Origin of the sequence: Novosphingobium sp. UBA6272 (assembly GCF_002440635.1) — a bacterium.
In the GTDB taxonomy this organism is placed as follows: domain Bacteria; phylum Pseudomonadota; class Alphaproteobacteria; order Sphingomonadales; family Sphingomonadaceae; genus Novosphingobium.
Genome location: NZ_DJUW01000024.1, coordinates 12,176 through 32,911, shown reverse-complemented (window position 1 = coordinate 32,911; position 20,736 = coordinate 12,176). Strand labels below are relative to the sequence as shown.

The following is a 20,736-nucleotide window of genomic DNA, read 5'->3' as shown; positions in this document are numbered from 1 at the left end:
GGTCAGTCCTTTTCGCTAACGTTGATGGAAGCGCCGCCGCCATGGCTGTCGCCCGACTTCAGCGTATGCGCGGCGATAGTGGCGCCATGGGTTATGGTCTGCCGGTCCTTCATCGCCTTGGCCCAGGCCGGTTGACCTGCGTCGGCAGAGGCGGGAGGCGGAGGCGGCGTGTTCGGTGCCGGTGTGATCGTGCCGCCGGTGTTGGTGATCGCGGCGCGGCTGCCCTCGCGGAACGATTGCTTCATGGAGTCACCCGCCTTGCGCAGCGGCGAGGTGGCTGCACCGACGGCTGCGTCGCCGACTGCGGCCATGCCCGAACCGACGGCGGAGGCTCCGGATTTGCCCGCCGAGCCGAGTGCATAGGCCATGGTCGCACCGCCTGCGGCGCGCGAGGTGCCGTGGGCCACGTTGGAAGCTGCCGAGGCGACCGCACCGCCTGCCATGCGCGCACCGGCAACCGCGCCAGCGGCAGCGCCGCCAGCGAGCAGCGCCGTGCCAGCGGCGGCACCTGCGCCTAGCTGCGGGCCGCCCGATACGATGCCGTTTGCAATACCGGGGCCGAAGATGCCGAGCCCGAGCAGCGACAGGCTCGCCAGCATGATCGACAGCGCGTCCTCGATGGTGGGTTCCGCGCCGATCGCGGAGGTGAATTCGGTGAAGATGGTCGAGCCGATGCCGACGATCACGGCAAGCACCAGCACCTTGATGCCCGAGGAAACGACATTGCCGAGCACGCGCTCGGCCATGAAGGCGGTCTTGCCGAACAGCCCGAACGGGATCAGCACGAAGCCGCAGAGCGTGGTCAGCTTGAACTCAATGAGGGTGACGAACAGCTGAATCGAGAGGATGAAGAAGGCGATGATCACGATCGCCCAGGCAACCAGCAAGATCACGATCTGCAGGAAATTCTCGAAGAAGCTGACGAAGCCCATCAGCTCCGATATCGCGGTGATCAGCGGCTGTGCCGCATCCATTCCGACCTGCGCCACCCGGCCAGGCTGCAAGAGTTCGGCTGCGGTGAAGCCGGTGCCGCTCGCCTTGAGGCCGAGCCCCGCGAAGCTCTCGAAGACGATGCGAGCGAGATTGTCCCAGTTGCCGATGATGTAGGCGAAGACACCGACGAACAGCGTTTTCTTGACCAGCCGGGCCATGATGTCGTCGCCTTCGCCCCACGACCAGAACAGCGCCGCGAGCGTCACATCGATCACGATCAGCGTGGTCGCGATGAACGCGACCTCGCCCGAGAGCAGGCCGAAGCCGCTGTCGATATAGCGTGAGAAGATGTCTAGGAAGCGGTCAACGACGCCGGTGCCACCCATGTCAGTTCGCCTTTGGAGTGAGAGTTTGATCGGCCGTCGGTTCATCCAAGACGGGCGACGCGACGGGATCTGGTGATGAAGCTTCCGCCTCGACCCCAAGGAACCGTCGCCGCTTCTCTGCCCAGGCCGCGCGGCAATCGGGGGCGGTGAGCGCCAGTTCGCCCATCGCCGCGCAGGCCTTGAGCTGCGCTGGCAGCGGATCGCCATCGGGTTCGAAGACGGTGGTGATCTCAGGGGATGGCATCCTGGGCTCTTCGCGCAGGTCGAGCACAGTCATGGTCAGCGCCACGGCCACGAAGGCTCCGGCTCCGATCCGCGCGAAGAGCTTGGTGTCCATCGGCTCAATTCCGGAACATCTGTGCGTTCGCGGGGACATAGCCGCGACCCGGCGCAAGGAAGCGGCGTAGCTGTTCGCGCGCCTGCGCCTTGGCGGCAGCCGAGTTTGCGGCATCGAGCGACTGCGCCCGGCCCATCGCCGCGACCGCCGCGATGAGGTCGGACAACTGCTGCGACTGCAGCGCGAGCAGCTGGTTGCCGGCCTGGGCCGCCTGCAGCGCGCCGGTTGCCGACTGGCTCGCGGTGACGAGCTGGCCGATCGCGGTGCGCGAGCCTTCGATGTTGCTGACGACGCCGGCCTGGATTTTGAGCGCGTCTTCGAACGCGCCGACGCTGGTCTGCCAGCGCTGCCGCGCACCATCGACCATCGCGCGCTGCGACTGGTTGAGGTCGATCGACTTGTACTGCGCGGCGAACTGCGCCTCGATCTGCTGGACGTTCATCGCCATGCCTTGCGCCTGACGGATCAACGCCTGGGTCTGCTGGATCTGCTGTTGGAGCGGCTGCAACACGGTCAGCGGCAGGCTCTGAAGGTTGCGCGCTTCGTTGATCAGCGAAGTCGCCTGGTTCTGCAGTTGGCGAATCTGATTGTTGATCTGCTCGAGCGTGCGCGCCGCGGTCAGGATGTTCTGCGAATAGTTGCTGGGATCGTAGACGATTCCGCCGATCCCGAACTGGGCATAGGCCGGAGCCGGGACCAGCGCGGTCGCGGTCAGCGACAAGATCGCGGTACCGGCGGCGAACGCGCGGGCAAAGCGGGGGATTTTCATGGGGCTTACTCCTTGGATTGGCCCGAGGGGGTTCGGGCTGGGGGGGTGGTGGATGGTGCGGGAAGCATCTCGGCTGCCCAGGCGAGGCCGCGGTGGCGCAGCCAGGCTGCGGCAAAGCCAGCGGTGCCGTGAGTTTCGGTGATCTCGTCGATCGCCAGTTGGTCGGCTTTTGACGAAGTGGCGGTGAACGCCAGCGCGACCTCGCCCAAACCCAGTTCGAACAGCCGGTTGCCGCGGGCCGACTGGCAGTAGTAATCGCGCTTGGGCGTCGCCCGCGCGACGATCTCGATCTGCCGGTCGTTCAAACCAAAGCGGCGGTAGATCGACAGGATTTGCGGCTCGACCGCCCGCTCGTTGGGCAGGAAGATGCGAGTCGGGCAGCTTTCGATGATGGCCGGCGCGATCGGCGAGGTCTCGATGTCGGCAAGGCTCTGGGTGGCGAAGACCACGGCCGCGTTCTTCTTACGCAGTGTCTTGAGCCATTCGCGCAACTGCGCGGCAAAGGCCGGGCTGTCGAGCACCAGCCAGCCTTCGTCGATGATGATCATCGTCGGCGAACCGTCGAGCCGACCTTCGATGCGGTGGAACAGGTAGGCGAGCACTGCGGGCGCTGCGGCCGATCCGGTCAGCCCCTCTGTCTCAAAGGCCTGAAAGCTGGCTTCCCCCAAATGCTCGACCTCGGCATCGAGCAGCCGCCCGAACGGCCCGCCGATGCAATAAGGTGCGAGCGCCTGCTTCAAGGTCTGCGACTGAAGAAGCACGGCGAGACCCGTCAGCGTCCGCTCGGCGACCGGCGCGGTCGACAGCGAGGTCAGCGCCGACCAGAGATGCTCCTTGGTCGGCGGGTCAATGGTGACGCCTTCGGCAGCAAGGATCGCCTGGAGCCATTCGGCGGCCCAGTTGCGCTCCGCCGCTTCGTCGATCCGCGCCAAGGGCTGCAACAGGACTGCACCTGCCCCGTCATCTGCGAGACTGGTACCAAGATCCTGCCAGTCACCGCCGCAGGCGAGCACGGCGGCGCGGATCGAGCCGCCGAAGTCGAAGGCGAAGACCTGAGCTTGGTTATAGCGCCGGAACTGCAGCGCCATGAGCGCCAGCAGCACCGATTTGCCCGCCCCGGTTGGCCCGACGATCAGCGTGTGGCCGACATCGCCGACATGCAGCGAAAACCGGAACGGGGTCGAACCTTCGGTCCGCGCATAGAAGAGCGGAGGGGCGGCAAAGTGTTCGTCCCGTTCCGGCCCGGCCCACACGGCTGAGAGGGGGATCATGTGGGCCAAGTTTAGAGTGGAGATCGGTGGTTGCCGGACGTTGGCGTAGACATGGCCGGGGAGCGATCCGAGCCAGGCTTCGACCCCGTTCATGCCTTCGACTACACACGTGAAATCGCGGCCCTGGATGACCTTCTCGACCAGACGCAGCTTCTCGGCCGCGAGCGCGGGATCTTCGTCCCACACGGTGACCGTTGCAGTGACATAGGCCTGGCCGACATGGTCGGCGCCGAGCTCCTGCAGCGCTGCATCGGCATCGGCGGCCTTGTTCGAGGCGTCGCTGTCGAGCAGCGTCGAGGCCTCGTTGGTCATCACCTCCTTAAGGATTGCGGCGACCGATTTGCGCTTGGCGAACCATTGCCGCCGGATCTTCGCCGTTAACTTGGTCGCATCGGTCTTGTCGAGCATCACCGCACGGGTCGACCAGCGATAGGCGAAGGCGAGCCGGTTGAGTTCGTCGAGCAAGCCTGGGAAGGTGCTGCTTGGAAAACCGACCACGCTCAGCGTGCGCAGATGCGCGCGGCCCAGGCGCGGCTCGAGCCCGCCAGTCAGCGGTTCGTCCGCCAGCAGCGCGTCGAGGTACATCGGCACCTCGGGCACCCGCACCCGGTGGGCTCGCGTCGAGATGCAGCTGTGCAAGTAAGTCAGGGTCTCGCCGTCATCGAGCCAGGCAACCTCGGGCACGACGCCCTCAATCAGCCGTAGCAGCCGGTCGGTGCGATCGACGAAGAGGTCGAGCAGTTCCTTGGGGTTGATGCCTTTTTCGGCCTTGCCTTCGTAGAGCCAGCTTTCGGCACGGGCGGCGTCCTCGGCGGGCGGCATCCACAGTAGGGTCAGGAAGTAGCGGCTCTCGAAGTGCGCGCCTTCCTCGGCGAACTGCGCGGCGCGTTCCTGCTCGATCAATTCGGAGGCCGGATCGGGGAAGGCGCTTTCGGGATAGTCCTGCGCCGGGCGGCGCACCGCCTCGACGAAGATCGCCCAGCCCGAGCCCAGGCGGCGCAGCGCGCTGTTGAGGCGCGCGGTGGTGGCAATCAGTTCGGCAGGCGTGGCGCTGTCGAGGTCGGGCCCGCGGAACCGGGCCGAGCGCTGGAAGCTGCCGTCCTTGTTCAAGACCACGCCCGGCGCAACCAGCGCCGCCCAGGGCAGGAAGTCAGCGAGGCGGTCGGCCTTGTTCCGGTATTCGCGAAGCGAAAGCATGAGCTTCAGACCCTCAGATAGGTGGGAATGCGAAGATGCCTCCGTGCGACATCGACGAACTGTGGATCGCGCCGCGCCGCCCAAACCGAGACCGCATGGCCGAGCGCGAAGATCACGACACCCGCGATCCACAGGCGTAGGCCAAGCCCTATCGCGGCAGCCAGCGTCGCATTGGCGATCGCGAGACCGCGCGGCGCACCGCCGAGCAGGATATGCTCGGTCAGCGCGCGGTGGACCGGGACGACGTAGCCCGGCACGGCTTCAGGCGGCACGGCGTCCATCAGACCAGTGCTCCACCGCCGAAGCTGAAGAACGACAGGAAGAAGGACGAAGCGGCGAAGGCGATCGACAGGCCAAAGACGATCTGGATCATCCGCCGCGCGCCGCCCGAGGTGTCGCCGAAGGCCAGCGCGAGGCCGGTGGCGATGATGATCATCACCGCGACGATCTTGGCGACCGGCCCTTGGATGGATTCGAGGATCGACTGCAGCGGTGCCTCCCACGGCATCGATGAGCCAGCGGCATGGGCAGGCGTTGCATTTGACAGTGCAACGAAGCCGCCAAGCAGCGTGGTCGAAACACGGGCGCGGGCACGGGAAAGGGTCTGGATCACGAATAGTCTCCTTGAGGTTCAGGGGTTATGGGAAGGATCTGGTAGTCCCCGCGCGCATTGAGCCCGGTGACCTGGGCGAGTTCAGCAAGGCGCCGCCCGGTGCCGTCGCGGACCAGCACGGCGATGACATTGATGGTCTCGGCGATGAGCGCGCGCGGGACGGTGACCACGCTTTCCTGGATCAGTTGCTCAAGCCGTCGCAGGGTACCGAGCGCCGATCCGGAATGGATTGTCCCAACACCGCCGGGGTGGCCGGTGCCCCAGGCTTTGAGCAGGTCGAGCGCCTCGGCGCCGCGCACCTCGCCGATCGGAATGCGGTCGGGCCGCAACCGCAGAGCCGAGCGGACCAGGTCGGAAAGCGTCGCAACCCCGTCCTTGGTGCGCAGTGAGACAAGGTTGGGCGCGGAGCATTGCAGCTCACGCGTGTCCTCGATCAACACCACCCGATCGTCGCTCTTGGCGACCTCGGCGAGCAGCGCGTTGGTGAGAGTGGTCTTGCCGGTCGATGTGCCCCCGGCGACCAGGATGTTCTTCTTCGTGGCGACTGCGGCAACCAGTGCCTCGGCCTGCCACTGCGCCATGATCCCCGTCGCGACATAATCGGCAAGCGTGAACACAGCGACGGCAGGCTTGCGGATGGCGAAGCTCGGTGCGGCCACGACTGGCGGGAGCAGACCCTCGAACCTCTCACCCGTATCGGGAAGCTCGGCCGACACGCGGGGGGAACGGGCGTGAACCTCGGCCCCGACATGATGCGCCACGAGCCGGATGATCCGCTCGCCATCAGCAGCGGCCATTCCGCTTCCCGTATCGGCGATCCCGGCTCCCAGCCGGTCGACCCAGAGCCGACCGTCGGGATTTAGCATGACCTCGATGACCGCCGGCTCTTCAAGCCAGGCAGAAATCTCGGGGCCCAAGGCAGTGCGCAGCATGCGCGCGCCGCGCGACGATGCCTGAGCCTGAATGGGGATGACGCTCATGAATTGCCTCGTGTCGTGGCGCGGGCCGACAATCGGCAGCGCTCGCGAGGCGGATCAAAAGGGCATCAGGATGCGCGAATGCAACAACAGATTCTGGTCAGCGCAACATGGCGTAAGCCAAGAAGCGATCGGCAGGTCGCGAGACAGTTCGGACATCGCTACGCGCAGTTTGCCGAACCGGAATCCGCCAGTTGGCTCACCATTGAGGCGGGGCGGTTGCGGACCGTCGACAGTACAGATTCGCCTTAAGCAGGTGAGCGGACGCACTTGCTATCCCAGAGCATCCATCAAATCGGCGGTGTCAAAATTTAGAAGAAACTGCGCGTAGGAGGATTTGAAGAGGTCCGAGACATAATCGGCTAGATCAACATCCTCGCGCTCGTCGCCTTCGATTCGCGCCAGCTCATAATGCCGCGATCGTGTGGTGGCGAAGAGAAAGAGTGTGTGGAAGTAGACCGCACTAATGTAGCGCCGCTCGGCAAGCTCGACTCCCTCCGGCGAAGTTGCCTTTGTCTTGAAGTCCTTTAGCACGCTGCTGTCGAGGTTGATGTAGATTCCGGCGAGTTTATCCTCGTCGACAAAAGGGTAAACGATGGTACCATGATCCATGTCAATACCGCCGGCATTGATATCCTCCCACGACTTGATGCCAGGCCCACCGGCTTCCGAGCAGAATATCGGTTCGGGAAGGCCGAGCGGTGGTGAGACCTCAGGCCGCTGCACTTTTGGTTTGCGGTCGGGATCGGTGATCCGGACCAATACGGTCTCGGTTAGATCACCTTGGGGGCTCGAAAGCGTCGCCCGCAACCTGACAGTGGCGCCCACGTTCAGCTCGCTCGATGCTCGAACACCGACCTTGATCGTACCGTCGGCAGGGCTTGCGCGCATGATGTCCAGGAGTTCGGCCTCCTCGGTCGGCTCGGGCCGCCCCTCGCCGCCAGCGGCCTTGTCCGCCGGCGCGAGGATCGCCAGCCTGAGTTCACCGGGATCATCAGTCCGGTCGAAGTATTCATTCTCCACGTCGGTAGCGAAGGAGATGGAACGGCTTCCCCCTTTCGGCAGCTGGAACAGTTTCATTCCCTCTTCCTGGGAATCGCCACCCTTCACATGAAATGATGACGGATAGCGCTGTGGATGGAATGGCGGAATCTCGCGCGGATCGCGCGCATTCGCGTCCCTCTTGCTGGCCCCGCGCTTTGCGTTCCCGCTTTGCGTTGCTGAGGGAAGATCGAAGGTCTGACGAAGTATCCTCGATAACGCCTCATTCATTGGCAGGTTTCGAGTCAGGTCGCGCAGCATCTTACCGGTGTCATCGCTGTCAAGATTGAGGTTCGCCTTGCGCCGCCGCGATATCTCTTTGAGGTCACTGCCAAGCAATATTTCGCGGAGGTGCTTGCGGATCGCGTCGGCTTCATCGCCCGCCTTCAGACGGTCGCGTGACGCCATAAACAGCTCGTTACGAACCTCGGGATGGAGGCGTGAGCAGTCAACATGCACCAACAGATATTTCTTGAGGAGCGGCATATTGAGCGCGCGGCTCACGAACTCGGACGTGTAGGAACCTTGAACTTGCCCGTTCATTGAGAACAATACGGTCATGTTGTTGCGGAAATATTCGCGCTCCAGATAGCGCTGGGTGTCTTTGACGCCCTGCCCGCGAGATCGCGCCTTGAAGACGTAGACCGTCGCAGTGAGTTCCCCGAACTCCGTCGTATTGGATTGGACTGAAAACTTCGCCTCGATCGTTTCAGTGTCAGCTTCCAGTCGCCTGCGCAGACCGTAGACAGGCTGGATTGGAGCCTTATTGTCAGGGTAACGCACGTTATTGTCGACGGTGAGAAAAGGGAGCGCCGGCTCAAAGAGATATTCGTTGAGGCTGACGTTGAGATCGCGCGAAATGATCGACCGGGCACCGCTCGGGAGCCGGTAGGAATACAGTTTTATCAGCGAGCCGGTTCGGAACTTCCGTTCATCCAAGCCCACAACTAGGTCGTCAATCTCGATCGACGGTACCTTTCCGTCAAACACAAGATACTCATACCAGGTGTTCTTTCGTCCCGCAGCGGCCGCGAGTTTGGGTGGATGGCGGCGCACGAGGGTGAAGCCCAGAGGGTGCTTTCCATCAAAGCGCTTGCTTGCGACGAGTTGGAACCGTTTGTCGCCGCAAAAGGCGATCGCCCCCGCGCCGCCCATATTGTATTTGCCCTGGACGAAATGAACCTCATTCTTGTTACCTCTCAGCAGCGATAGGAAGGTCGTGCTGAAATCTTCCGGCGCCTGTCCTATGCCATCGTCATAGATCAGCAGCGAGGTATCGTTGCGCGGCCCGGAAGCGACGATTTGCACATCGCGCGCCTGTTGTCGGCGCATTTCGCCCAGGTCCCAATTGCGGTGGCCGGGAAAATAGCGATCGAGAGCCTCCGGAACACTTTGTGGCGCGGCCTTCGAACGGATGTCGATTCCATCCTGCACGACCTTTTTCTCAAGGATGGCATCAATGCCGTTGGTGATCTTTTCCACCAAAGCAGGGACGGCATGCGCTTGCTGATTTTCGACGACCCCATAGTTAGATTCATTGTCGCCATAGGGATGCCATTTGGTTGCATCGAGCGTCAGCTCGCGGGCATCGAGAATGGCTTGGACTTCGTCTTCAGTCCCCGCATTCAGCAATTGCTTGAATAGGTCCTGCAAATTCACCCTCCGCCTGAATGATGCTATTTTTGCTGTTAGGGCGAGTGCAGGCGTGTGGCAACCACGACAAGGATCATACTGAGTACGATTTGAGACATGTACCGCATCTTTACGCTATTATCAGCTCCGAATATTGCCCTTCAATCGAAACCAACAAAGCACGAAGTTGCTGCCGCGATCGAACATTTGAAGAGACATGAGCAATGCACCTATGCTGACGGGTTCGCGGCCAAGGACTGCGCAATCCGCTCGGAGAGTGTGCTGTAGTCCACCCCAGGAAGTGAGCCAGCACGGCCTCTCGTCGGGCTGGGACGTGAAACTTAGGTTTCACAGCGAACAAATGAGGCAGCCGTCGCGGAGGCCTGGATCGTCTTCAGGCTCCATCCCGCCGAGGGTTTCGACGAGAGCGAGATTCTTCCGTTGCGCGCGCTTGCGGGCTTGGGATATCTCCCAGTTGCGCTTGATCTGTTCACGCCGCTCGGGCAAGGCAAGGTCAGATAGCTTCTCGTTCTGACACCAGTAGAATTGTTCGCCAAACTCGACCGCCTTCTCTTCATATTGCTGCGCGAGTTCGAAATAGTCGCGGTGCGTCTCGTAAAGACGAACCCATTCGATTTTCTGTTGGTAGAAACAGAAATAGCACCCCGACCGCGAGCGACCCCATTCCATATAGGGTGGCAGTCCCAGACCTGAATCCTCCAATATCTGCATGATGTCACGGCGGACTAGACCATCCTCGATAAAAGGATAAACCGCTGTAATATTGGCCTTTGTGCTGATATAGCCGACACGCTTCTCGTCGGCGCGCAGGCCAACATAGTTTATCACCGGGCTATCGCCGACATAGTTTTCGAATGGCTTGAGCTTAAGCATCTTGGTGCACCAGCGACGATGGTTCGAAGGTAGCATGCCGCCAAACACTGCCAGCCAATGGTCAAAGGTATCGACCGGTGACGTCTTTGCGATCGGCTTTCCCAGGATTGCCTCGAGCCGACCCAAATAGTCGTAAGTTTCGGGCAACTCCTTGTCGGAATCATGGAAGATGTATTCCATATCCGGAACTCGATCGCGCATATAAATCGCAAGCGCCGCGCTGTCCTTACCGCCGGACAAGCTCAAGATATGCCGAAGAGGCTCAGCAGTCATGCAGCGCCCCTATCGTTCGCTGCTGAGCCATTCGCGATAGTTGGTCTCGCACTTTCTGCGTCAAGTTCGCGCCACAATAGTTCGGCTAGGAGACGCCGCCGCAATTCGGCGTCCTGCGGCAAGCGTCCTGCAATTAGGTCCGCCTCCTTGCGAATATCCCCATCGCCAGCTCCTTCGACGATGCAAACACGGTCCTCGCCGTCACCGCGCGTCAGGTTGAGTCGCATGGCATCGGGCTGCGCTGCCATTTGAGGATGGGTAAACGCGGCGGCTTCAGTCTTGCGAAAATGTTCGGCGAGCGCTCCTGCTTCCTCGGCAAAGCGTGCCTCGTCGGCCGCAAGCCATTTCGATGGCGGCTTGGCGAGGACATAGCTTGCGAGCGCTTCTGCCCAAGCGGTGTCCGAGAGCCCTGGATCGCGTAATCGCAGAGCGAATGTACGGAGGCGCGGATCGCGCGCGACGAGCGAGACCCTGGCAGCACGGGCTGAGATTGCGACGCGATCAAAGCCGGTATCAATCGCGAGCGCCTCTGCGGTTCGATCCTGAATCCGCACCAGGGCCGCGTCGTAGGCTTGCCGCAATTCGTCGATCGTGTCTTGTAGGCGCGCGGCAAACTGACGTCCGATTGCGACATCGGTTGCCAAATCGGTTGAAAATCCATCAAATCCGCAAGCTGCGGGCAAATCCTCGAAAAGCAGAGCCAGTGGTTCGCGAGCACGGATCAGCGCGTCCCTTACGCCAATAGCAGCGGCGCTGAGCCCGGTTGACTTCTTTGTGTACTCGGGAAGCTGAGCAGCGAACTGGCATAGCGGTCGGACAACATCCAGCAAGTCGATGGCCTCACCTTTGCGCTCGCCAGCGAAAGTTTTTGCAAGCGCCTCGAACACTTCGAGCCTTACGCCCGAAATCTGGCAATGCTGCACCTCGAAATAGTGCGGCGCCTTGATTAGGCGCTGAAAATCGGATGGTCCGAAGCGGTGCAGAAAGGTGCCATGCTCGTAGACTGCAAGTTCATGACCCTTTGTGCGGAGCAGGATGGCAAGTAACAGCGGCGCGACGCCCTCCCGCACACCAAAGGGCGGCCGTCGCAGGTCATGGAACAGCGCTGCAACGCCCACGCGGTCGCCACCGCCAGCCTGTATTTTTTCCTGGATCGCGCGCAGCGTTGGCCCCAACCGCAGCGGATCATTCTCCTCGGGCAGGACGACGCCAAAGCCGTTGCGCGTCCGGACATGAACCCTACCTTGCTTGAGAAGCGAGAGGTAAATGGACTTCTCGGGGGGCGCTTTGTCGGGACTAAGGCCAAGATCCTCGTCTTCGGCCGAAGTGAACAGCCGTTCGATAAGCCGCATACGCGCAGCTGCCGCGGGCGTACTGAGTGCGTTGCGATTTATCAGCTCGTTCGTAATCAAAGGAGCCTCATCGAAGATCTCGTCGCAAATCGTGGAGAGTGTGGACGATATGCCCCTCCGACTGCCATTTACCGTCACTGGTGCACCTTGCCAGAAACAATTCGCGGCTGGTTGCGCCGCCCGAAGGCCAATCAGGCTGTCGGCGCGGATTGAAAGTTGACGACGTGCCGTTGCAATTTGGCGGGCGACCTCTGCAGATGCGAAGTTCTCCTCAGCGAGCTCGGGAGTGTTTTGAGCGACCCAGGACCAATGAAGAACGTCGGCGAGTTCGCCTGACAGCCCTGCGCATGGCGGTGGCAAGCAGAGAACTAGGTCGTTGCGGCACGCCAAGCCTGGCGACGACGCCTCGGCGCGCGCGCGATCTGCAGCCACCGCGTTGTTGGCGAGCGCCACGATCAGCAGCCCGTCGGCGCGGGTTTCCTTTGCTGCGCATTCGGCCAAGTCTCCTGCAAGGCAATAGCGCATCTCAAAATAGCGAAGGGTTCCCGTCTCCAGATAGTGGCGCCGTGCCATGATCGGCTCGCATGCCAGATGAGGAATCAGCGCCGCTGCGACATCTGGAATATCGCCAACCGCACGCGCAGCCTTTTCAAGCGCACCCTCCAAATTGACGCTGGCATTGGGCCATAACCTATAGCCTGCAACTGCTCCCCGCCGGAAGATGATCCCCCGCGCACATAGGGCAGCGAGCGCGGTTTCGGTTCCTGCATCGGTGCCGGGCGAAAGGCATGCTGCCAGTGCGCGGTCGGTGGGAAGAAGGTCTTCGGCGTCGATCAGATTGAGGACAGCGATCACCTTAAGGACGCTGAGCTCTTGTTCCGAATCCACCACTGCGGAATCGATCGTCTCGACGATACGCAGCCAGTGCGAGCGGTAGCTCGCGCCAGCCAGACGATGCCCGAAACAAGCACGAATGTAGTCGTAGAGATCATCGAGCCGGTACCAACTATCGGGTCCCATCGTGCGCGAAGCAAAACTCTGGAGTCCAAAGGGCTCGTTCGAAAGCAGAAAGCCGAACAACGAGCGTTCATGTTGCCCGAAGCGCGCGAAGAAACGGACCAAGACGGGGAGAACGGTCGGGTGGATCGGATAGAGGCGCGCGACATCAAGTCCCGCCGCACTAACCGTTCCGCCGGCGAGCCATCCCATGTCTGCGGTCGCGGCAGCGACATCGGAAGACGCTAATCGAAGTGGCGACGGGATACGGGCCGTGTCGACACGCAAGGCCCCGGCAACCAGCGCTGCCATGTGGGCAAGCGGCTGGTCGAAAACGACCTCTTCGAAACGTCCGGCGACTTTTTCCCATTCGTTACGCGCCGCCATAGGCAGGTTGGCGGCATAGGCGTGGAAGCCCTGGTGAAGGAGCGTCAATAGCACGAACGGCTGCTTGCCGCTGCGCGCTGCCATCTCGGCAAGCCGCTGGAGGACGAAGACGTCCTCCCTTCCATCGGATTGCGCCGCAAACTCAAGAAACTTGCCGAGTTCATCGATAACGAGAAGCACGCCCTGCCCGTGATCGGCGGCGATGGCGCGTAACTCAAGAATCAGCGCCTCAAGCGCATCGACATCGCTGGTTGCGGCCACCTCGGCTGCATGCTTGGCAAGTTCGGCATGAGCACGCGGCACCTTGCCGCGCGCCGGACGGCGCGCTTCGACAGCGTCCGCGATTGCAAGCGCCAATGCGGCCACGATCGACATTCGCGACCCGGTCACCAAGATCGGCCAGAATGGCGGCATGCCCGTCGCCTGCGCATTCCACCCAAGCCCCCCCGCCAGCCGCGCTGGGCCTTCGCCTTCCGTCCCGGCCAGCATTTGAGCCACGACAAGCGCAAAGGATGACTTGCCCACCCCATAATCGCCTGTGATTCGCCAAGCCCGTCGCCCTGAATCAGGTCGCAGGCCTTCGGCGATCCGTGCGAAGGCTTCCGCGATTGCGGGGGTTGCGATGTAATCGTCTAGCGCAGTGTGATCAGCGAAATCGCGTTCTAGCTGGACAGAGCGGACAAAGCGTTCGGGAACATGGAACAAGCTCGAAATCACTTTAGAATGCTTGAGCATCGACCGGCTCCAATGCGTAGATATCTTCGATTCCGACCTGCCCCTCGGCGCGGAAGAGCAGGCCTTGCACTGCTGAAGGCTGATAGAGATAGGGCGCGGAATACACGCGACTTCGTGCTTCCAGCCGCGCGCGGACGTCGTCTTCAGGCAACTTGAACACCTGCCCAGGCGATCCCGGCGCCATTGCGATATCGCGAAGTGTGAGGCTGGCTTCGCCGGGATGGAAGCGCCGCCAAAAATCGTCAACGCAATAGTCGAAGAGGGTCTTAGAGATTTCAGGCTTTGGCTCGCGCCGGAAGGCATAGACCGTCTCGAACCTACCGCCTTCGACTTTCCGCTCGCCCACTGACTGGAGCAGGTCGAGTTCGACAAGCGGGCCGTCGAGTGAATCTTCCAGCGCGGTCTTTCCAGCGCGGGCGCTCAAATATGTATGGAGGAAGACGTCAAGATGCTGCGCCAACGTAACCTGCGAATGCTCATGACCCAGACGCTCAGACTCGCGCCGAAAAGCCGCGAGAGCCTCGGTGCGTGTCAATTCGGGATAGGGCCAGCGGCTGAAGAGAAAGTCCCACGCGAATAGAGCGCCATCGCTACGTGAGCAGAGCTGCCAATGGATCAGCCAAAGCGTACGGCGATCCTCGAGAAACGGGTCAGCGCCGTTCTCGCCCAGCAGCGCGTCGGCGAATTCCGTGGCCTTGAGAGAGCGGGCTTGATTGGGATCGGTCGATGCAATGCCCGCCGCTTCGACCCAGAAGCGCAGGGAGCGAACCATATTTTTCCCCAGGCCAAGTTCAACCATCGCCCGGGTCTCGTCGCCGAAAATCGCCGAGTCGCGACGAATCGCGCGATAGGCTTTCGGCAGCCAAGCATAGCGACAGGCAAAACTTTCATGGCCCGAAAAACGGTAATTGGGCCGGTTCGGCGTCAGCATGCGAACTTCTCCTCCCGGGCCTGAAGGATAGCACGGGCTTCACGAACAATGATCCCAATTGCAAGATCGATCTCGGTCTCGGTAGTGAAGCGGCCCACCGAGAGGCGCAAGGCACAATCTGCCAACGCCTCTGGAAGCGCCATGGCGCGCAATACATGCGACGCCCCTTGCGCGCCTGATGCACAGGCCGCACCGGTTGAAATCGCAACTTGGTGGCCAACACGCGATAGCATCGCCTCATTGGGAACCCCGGGAATCGAAATGTGAAGACTGTGCGAGAGGCGGCTGTCCACATCGCCATTGATCACAAGAAAGTCGATGGCACTCTGCAAGCCAGCCTGTAAACGATTTCGCAGTCGTTCCATGGCTGGCTGCTCTGCACTCCGCAGATCATGTGCGAGACGTGCAGCCTTACCCATTCCCACGATCGCGGGGACATCCGGCGTACCGGCATACGCAAATTGTCGGTCGACGTCGGGTCCTGGATCCGCAGTAAATAGCGCACCAATTCCCTTAGGGCCGTAGATCTTATGGGCGCTGAAAATGAGAAAGTCGCACATGGCGGAGACCGCGTGAAGATCCAGTCTGCCCGCCGCCTGCGTGGCATCGACGATTGTGCTCACACCAGCCGCGCGGCACGCCGCGAGCACAGCATCGACAGGATATATGGTGCCGACCTCGTTATTTGCCATCATCAGACAAAATGCATCGATTCCGCTTGAGAGGGCATGTGAGACAGCGGTGCCCGCGAGTTGTCCGCGGCAATCGACGTCGAGCCAGACGATCTCGATACGACCTTGACCGGCCAGTTCGTCAAGCCTTGCCAACAAGGAAGGATGCTCGACTCGCGTCGCGGCAACCTTTGGGCGCGCCACCACTGCGCGCGAGATCGCGAGCGCTAGGGCCTTGCCAATCGCGTCAGAAGCCGAGGCCGTGAACCGAATATTGGCCGCGTCGCACCCGACCAGCAGCGCGACTTCGTCGCGCGCGCACTCGATCGCACGAGCCGCTAAGCGCCCCGCGCTATGCTCAATACTATTGGGGTTGCCGACCAGTCCGCGCATTGCCCCAACCATCGCATCCACAACTCGCGGATCGACTGGCGTTGTGGCATGATGATCTAGATAGATCGGGAAGCGAACTTCGCCTTCGTTCATGACGTAAGATCCATCGAGACTTGGCGATCACTGCCGAAGCGTCCCGGCTGCGCTCCGCCTCTGGGCTTCTTCGCAACCGGGTCAACTTTTTCTAACGCTTTTCGAAAATCAACCCTTTGATTGCTCATTTCAGCGATTAGGACCGCGATCATTGCTAGATGAGAAGGGACTTCTTTGCGGGCATAGTTGGTAATCGAATTCGGCTTCATGCCGACAAGACCGGCAAAAGCTTTCACTGAAAGACCAGCGTCAGCCAGTTCGTCAACAAATTGCTCGTAGTTCATTTTGGCCCAGTCCCACAGAATTTTATGTTGCATAGCACATAGAATAATGTGATCAACCGCTCGATGCGACCGGGGCGCAAACTGACTGCATCGTCATCCACGTAAATGCCCATTTGCATCAGTCTGGCGAATTGGCGATTGCCATCGACGCCGGTTCGGTGGAAACGGAGTTTCAATGTCTGCATTCAGCTTTTCAGCGCGAACCATTCTCGAGTTGGGGAAGGAGCTTATCAGTTCGGATGAGGTCGCGCTTTATGAACTGATCAAGAATGGCGTGGATGCCGGTTCGAAGACAATCGAAATCACAGCGCACATAATTCTCACGAAGAACGAAATGCAGCGGGCGATCGACATGCTCCAGGGCATTATTCTGATTGGTGAGCGCAAGCAGGCAACTGTCGCTGATGTCGCGGACCAGATCGCCAGTTGGATACCCGCGAGCGTCAAGGAAGACGACAAGGCGACCTTCCTGAAGGCGCTTGGAGGCCGCGACCAGAGCCCCGACCAGTTTGAGTCCAGCCTCCGCGCCGCCTGCCGGCGGCTGAACTGGATTGATGTCGAGGATTTTGGCTCGGGCATGAGCCTGGACGATTTGAACAACGTGTTTCTCCGCATCGGCACAAGATCGCGTCGAGCCGAAAATATCACCGGAGCCCATTATCTTGGAGACAAGGGCGTGGGGCGCCTGTCCACCATGCGCTTAGGAGACCTTCTCGAAGTTGTGACCGGCCGCTCCGGCGAATCTCGATGGAACGAGCTGGATATCGATTGGTCAAGGTTCTCGCACGACGAAGAAATTGACATTGGTGAAATCGAATTCACGCCGGTTGAAGGGGCCAAGAAGCACGATCCGAACGAGAGTGGCACACTTATCCGGATTTTGGGTCTCCAAAGCGATTGGAGCTTGGACCGCTTTCAAGAGTTGCTTCACGACAAGATCGCGCGAATGGTTGACCCTTTCGAGGCTGGTGCCGCGAACAAACTGCTCAAGGTCTATTACAATAGCACGAGGGTTATTGTCCCGTCGGTCCCGCGCACGCTTCTGGAATCTTCTCATGCTTCAGCGCACGGAAAACTTACGTTCGACGAAAGTGGTATTCCCACGCTTTCCGGTTCGGTCGCATATCGTCGATATGGCGCCGATCAGGCGCTCAATCAGGTTGGGGCCGAACTCTACTCGCTTGCGCAAACAACCGTAAAGCGACGGGGCAAGAAGGGGCAGGCCGCTATCCAGGCGCAGCCCATTCGGCCTCAGGCGCTCAAGGATCTCGGCGAGTTCGACTTCGACATATACTGGTTCAACCGCCGCATTGTGGAAAAGGTGCCGAGTCTCACCAACTCACCGTCAGAGACCAAGTTGGAGATCGCAAATTGGTCGGGAGGGCCAATGCTCTATCGCCATGGCTTCAGAGTCCTTCCCTATGGAGAACCACAAGATGACTGGCTGCAACTAGACGTTGCCGCGTTCGGGACGTCAGGGTTTAAGTTGAACCGTCAGCAAGTCATTGGACGAGTGCGCGTAAAGTCGGCTCATACCTCGCTCGGTGAGCAGACGAATCGCCAGGGATTGATGGATTCGGATGCTGCTACGGCGCTCAGGACGATTATGATGTGGGTGGTGCACGGCGAACTACGTACCTTGATCAATACGATCGATGACCAGGAACGGCTTTCGAAACGCGACGCCGAGGAGCGAGCTCTCGCTTTTCGCGACACTCAGGATGAAGTGCAGGAGATCGTGGCTGAGCTTCGATCGAAGGTCGATTCAAAAGCGCAACCGCTGGTCGACAAAGTTGCCACCGGCGTTGATCGCCTCGCAGATCAATGCGCGGGCCTAGTACGGCGCATCGACGAAGCGGTGAAGGAGGTAACAAACGAGCGAGAGAAATTCGTCTATCTTGCTGGCATTGGTTTGATGACCGACTTCATTTTTCATGAGCTAGATCGTTCTGTCACCTACACTCTGAAATTGCTCGCCGAAAGTCAGGGCCGCAATCGCGACGCTGCGCTGCGCTCGCTTCACAGCCAGCTAACGACACTACAGAAGCGTATCTCGGCGTTCGACGACATGACCGGAGAGAAACGCCAATCTAAGAGCCGCTTCAACCTCTCCGACGTCATAAATGACATTCTCGAGGTTCATCAGAATGAATTCAATAGGCATCGAATCAGAGTCAATTTCGAGCCAGTCCCGATGACCATCAAGGCTGTCCGCGGGATGACGATCCAGATCATTGAAAATCTCCTCGCGAACTCGCTTTACTGGTTGAAGCAGCAAGACCGCGTGCAGACGGGCTTTGAGCCCGAACTTTCGATCAAATTGGATCCAGCCGAGCAGTCGCTCACCATTGAGGACAACGGTCCAGGGGTCGCACCAGAGCGACGGGAAGTCATTTTCCAACCCTTCATTAGTTCGAAACCGCAAGCGCAGGGCAGGGGGCTGGGGCTCTATATCTCGCGCGAACTGGCCGCTCACCACGACTGGCAACTTTATCTCGACAACGAGGTGGGACGCAAAAGGCCGAGACGACTCAATATGTTCGTCTTGGACATGGGGGATGGAGATGAAGCACGAAGCGCGAATCGTCGCAGCAATTGAACAAGGCGAGATAAGGAAGGTGGTCGTCATCGATGACGCCTTCGATCCGCCGGCACTGGGTAATGACGACGCCGGCCCGCTTCTCGATTTTCTTGAAAGCGAGACAAACAAAGGCACCATAAAAAGGGCAAAACTTGAAGACGCCGAGGTCGAAGGCGCGATTGCGGCAATTCAGGCGACAGAATATTCAGATGACTATCTCAACGCGGTCATCACAAAGCTCTACGGGAAATTTGTTGAGAAATTCGAACAACGATTTGATCCATCGGGCAGATTTGCAGCACTAAAGGGCGACAACCTGCGACGGGTCCGCCCACTCTTGAAACTCCTTGGCAAATGCAAGGGAACCGTGGTCACCCGGGTCGGATCCGACGGTAGCGAAGCAGATTTCGCTGTGCTAAAGCCAGATGCTATATTCGTGGACTACTATCTTGATCCGATGCTCAGTGCCGATGCTGCACCGGATGCACCACGAGAAGAGCGAGCCCGAGCCGATTCACTAGGAATGCTTCGTCGGGTTCTCGATGGTAAGCCAGGTTCGGTTCCTTCTGTGATCTTGATGTCGTCGCATTCGGTCAGAAAGGAAGCTGCAACATTTCGTCAAGAAATCGCAGAAGGGAAGAAAAGACTCTTTGCCAGTCGCTTTCGATACATCTCGAAAGACGATCTCGAGGAGGAAGAGGATGGTTCAATCAGAGTGGAGGGCCGGGCTGCGGACGCGTTGCTCGATATCGCCCAGTCCCACAAATATTCGGGATCGATCGAAGAAGCGCTTCAGCAGTGGCGCAACGGCGTCGATAGAGCAATCGAGGAAGTGTGGGCGACCATAACGGACCTCGAACTGAAGGATTTTGCTTATTTGTCGCGGTTTCGCTTGGCCGAAGAGGAACAACCTTTCAGCGGCTATCTTGACTGGCTCCTGAGCGAAGTCTTGGTCGACGCGGTCGGTCGGTCGGTGAAATGGGATCACAGCAGTTTCAAATCCCTCGACATCGGAGCGATCAGGAACAATGAAGGAGGGGCAATTGAAGGCGCCTTCGACGGTCCGACCGATCGGATTGCCGAGTTATATTTCCGCGCTCGTGTAGACGCCCGGACCGGGCGCCAAGGCTCCGATATGCGGACTGGTGATTTGTACATCCACAAGGACAAGCCTGACGAGATACTAGCCGTTATCACGCCCGATTGCGACCTGATGGTTCGAGACCAAAAGCGTAAAGCGAAGCGGATGATGGTTGTTGCCGGCGCGATCCAAAAGATCAACGCGCCTGACAGCTCGATTGCCGACTATATTCAGCTCGGTCGGAAGAAGGCCGCAAATATCGTTTGGGACCCAAAGGATATCCGAACACTGGAGTATGGCGATATCGGTTCGGAAACGCACAGTCTGGTTGGTACTTTGCGCCCTTTGTACGCTCAAGAATTGCAAAGAAGGGTACTGTCGGATCTTGGCCGCGTAGGCTTGGCCGTCGCACCCGCACTCGCGATGACGGCCAGGGCCTCGATTGTCTTTGCGGGAATGAAGGGGCCCATCAAGGTGGCAATTTCGAACCCAGGCAAAGCGTCATGCGTCGTCATCCCGAAACGCGGGGGTACCGATAAAGCCCGAATTATCTATCAAAGGACTTTTGCGTCGGATCTCTTGGACAAGATCTGGGCGCAACCGGAGGGTTCGCTCGTCGCCGACGCCAATCCGCATTTGGGAACTCTGCGCAACCCGAAGATGCAGCAGCAACTTGTCGACAAGCTTTGCCGCGATGGTCAAAGCGAAGGAGAAGAGGCATTCGGAATCAAGACATCGCTTAGGGGAGAGGACGCTAAAGGAAAGATTTCATGGTGCCAGATATTAGTCGAATACAATCTCGCGGAAGAGTCTAACGAAGGCGAACGCCGCGATCCAGCGAATGTAGCCGCCCTACCACCAGCAGGAGGAGGCGCTCTCGACAGCGGGGGATGAAATGAGTGTCTTAGA

At 60.0% G+C, this 20,736-nt stretch carries 15 protein-coding genes; 2 read left to right on the top strand and 13 right to left on the bottom strand.

Annotated elements, in window-relative coordinates:
* Nucleotides 1-2 precede the first annotated feature (2 nt).
* The 13 genes from trbL to B2V17_RS11045 form a co-directional block, all read right to left on the bottom strand.
* Entirely contained in the window at nt 3-1,319 is a 1,317-nt protein-coding gene (gene trbL, locus B2V17_RS11105) for a P-type conjugative transfer protein TrbL (protein ID WP_292997624.1), read from the bottom strand.
* A gap of 1 nt (nt 1,320) precedes the next feature.
* Nucleotides 1,321-1,656 carry a putative entry exclusion protein TrbK-alt gene (gene trbK-alt / locus B2V17_RS11100; protein ID WP_292997622.1) on the bottom strand — a complete coding sequence of 112 codons (336 nt, stop codon included), beginning with the start codon at nt 1,654-1,656 and terminating at the stop codon, nt 1,321-1,323.
* A 4-nt stretch (nt 1,657-1,660) separates the two neighbouring features.
* A complete protein-coding gene (gene trbJ, locus B2V17_RS11095; protein ID WP_292997620.1) occupies nt 1,661-2,425 on the bottom strand; it encodes a P-type conjugative transfer protein TrbJ in 765 nt (254 codons plus the stop codon).
* 5 nt (nt 2,426-2,430) lie between these two features.
* Entirely contained in the window at nt 2,431-4,893 is a 2,463-nt protein-coding gene (trbE, locus tag B2V17_RS11090) for a conjugal transfer protein TrbE (RefSeq protein WP_292997618.1), read from the bottom strand.
* A gap of 5 nt (nt 4,894-4,898) precedes the next feature.
* Nucleotides 4,899-5,174, bottom strand: a complete 276-nt coding sequence (locus B2V17_RS11085; RefSeq protein ID WP_292997616.1) for a VirB3 family type IV secretion system protein — start codon at nt 5,172-5,174, stop codon at nt 4,899-4,901.
* Nucleotides 5,174-5,506 carry a TrbC/VirB2 family protein gene (locus tag B2V17_RS11080; RefSeq protein ID WP_292997614.1) on the bottom strand — a complete coding sequence of 111 codons (333 nt, stop codon included), beginning with the start codon at nt 5,504-5,506 and terminating at the stop codon, nt 5,174-5,176. The genes B2V17_RS11085 and B2V17_RS11080 overlap by 1 nt, the downstream gene beginning before the upstream one ends.
* Nucleotides 5,503-6,486, bottom strand: a complete 984-nt coding sequence (trbB, locus tag B2V17_RS11075; RefSeq protein ID WP_292997612.1) for a P-type conjugative transfer ATPase TrbB — start codon at nt 6,484-6,486, stop codon at nt 5,503-5,505. The genes B2V17_RS11080 and trbB overlap by 4 nt, the downstream gene beginning before the upstream one ends.
* Before the next feature lie 270 nt (nt 6,487-6,756).
* Nucleotides 6,757-9,183, bottom strand: a complete 2,427-nt coding sequence (locus B2V17_RS11070) for a hypothetical protein (protein WP_292997610.1) — start codon at nt 9,181-9,183, stop codon at nt 6,757-6,759.
* A 321-nt stretch (nt 9,184-9,504) separates the two neighbouring features.
* The gene (locus tag B2V17_RS11065) at nt 9,505-10,323 is read right to left on the bottom strand and encodes a phosphoadenosine phosphosulfate reductase family protein (RefSeq protein ID WP_292997608.1); all 819 of its coding nucleotides are present in this window, start codon (nt 10,321-10,323) and stop codon (nt 9,505-9,507) included.
* Complete coding sequence (locus tag B2V17_RS11060; RefSeq protein ID WP_292997606.1) at nt 10,320-13,793, bottom strand: hypothetical protein; 3,474 nt, start codon at nt 13,791-13,793, stop codon at nt 10,320-10,322. The genes B2V17_RS11065 and B2V17_RS11060 overlap by 4 nt, the downstream gene beginning before the upstream one ends.
* The gene (locus tag B2V17_RS11055) at nt 13,777-14,724 is read right to left on the bottom strand and encodes a DUF4007 family protein (RefSeq protein WP_292997604.1); all 948 of its coding nucleotides are present in this window, start codon (nt 14,722-14,724) and stop codon (nt 13,777-13,779) included. Before B2V17_RS11055 ends, B2V17_RS11060 begins: the two co-directional genes overlap by 17 nt.
* Complete coding sequence (locus B2V17_RS11050) at nt 14,718-15,881, bottom strand: cysteine desulfurase family protein (RefSeq protein WP_292997602.1); 1,164 nt, start codon at nt 15,879-15,881, stop codon at nt 14,718-14,720. The genes B2V17_RS11055 and B2V17_RS11050 overlap by 7 nt, the downstream gene beginning before the upstream one ends.
* Nucleotides 15,878-16,165 (bottom strand): XRE family transcriptional regulator, encoded by a 288-nt coding sequence (locus B2V17_RS11045; RefSeq protein WP_292997600.1) that lies wholly within the window; start codon nt 16,163-16,165, stop codon nt 15,878-15,880. Before B2V17_RS11045 ends, B2V17_RS11050 begins: the two co-directional genes overlap by 4 nt.
* A gap of 175 nt (nt 16,166-16,340) precedes the next feature.
* On the opposite strand from B2V17_RS11045, the gene B2V17_RS11040 reads away from it, so the two are divergent.
* Nucleotides 16,341-18,764: a sensor histidine kinase gene (locus B2V17_RS11040; RefSeq protein WP_292997598.1), complete on the top strand. Its 2,424-nt coding sequence runs from the start codon at nt 16,341-16,343 to the stop codon at nt 18,762-18,764.
* A complete protein-coding gene (locus B2V17_RS11035) occupies nt 18,730-20,721 on the top strand; it encodes a hypothetical protein (RefSeq protein ID WP_292997596.1) in 1,992 nt (663 codons plus the stop codon). The genes B2V17_RS11040 and B2V17_RS11035 overlap by 35 nt, the downstream gene beginning before the upstream one ends.
* Nucleotides 20,722-20,736 lie beyond the last annotated feature (15 nt).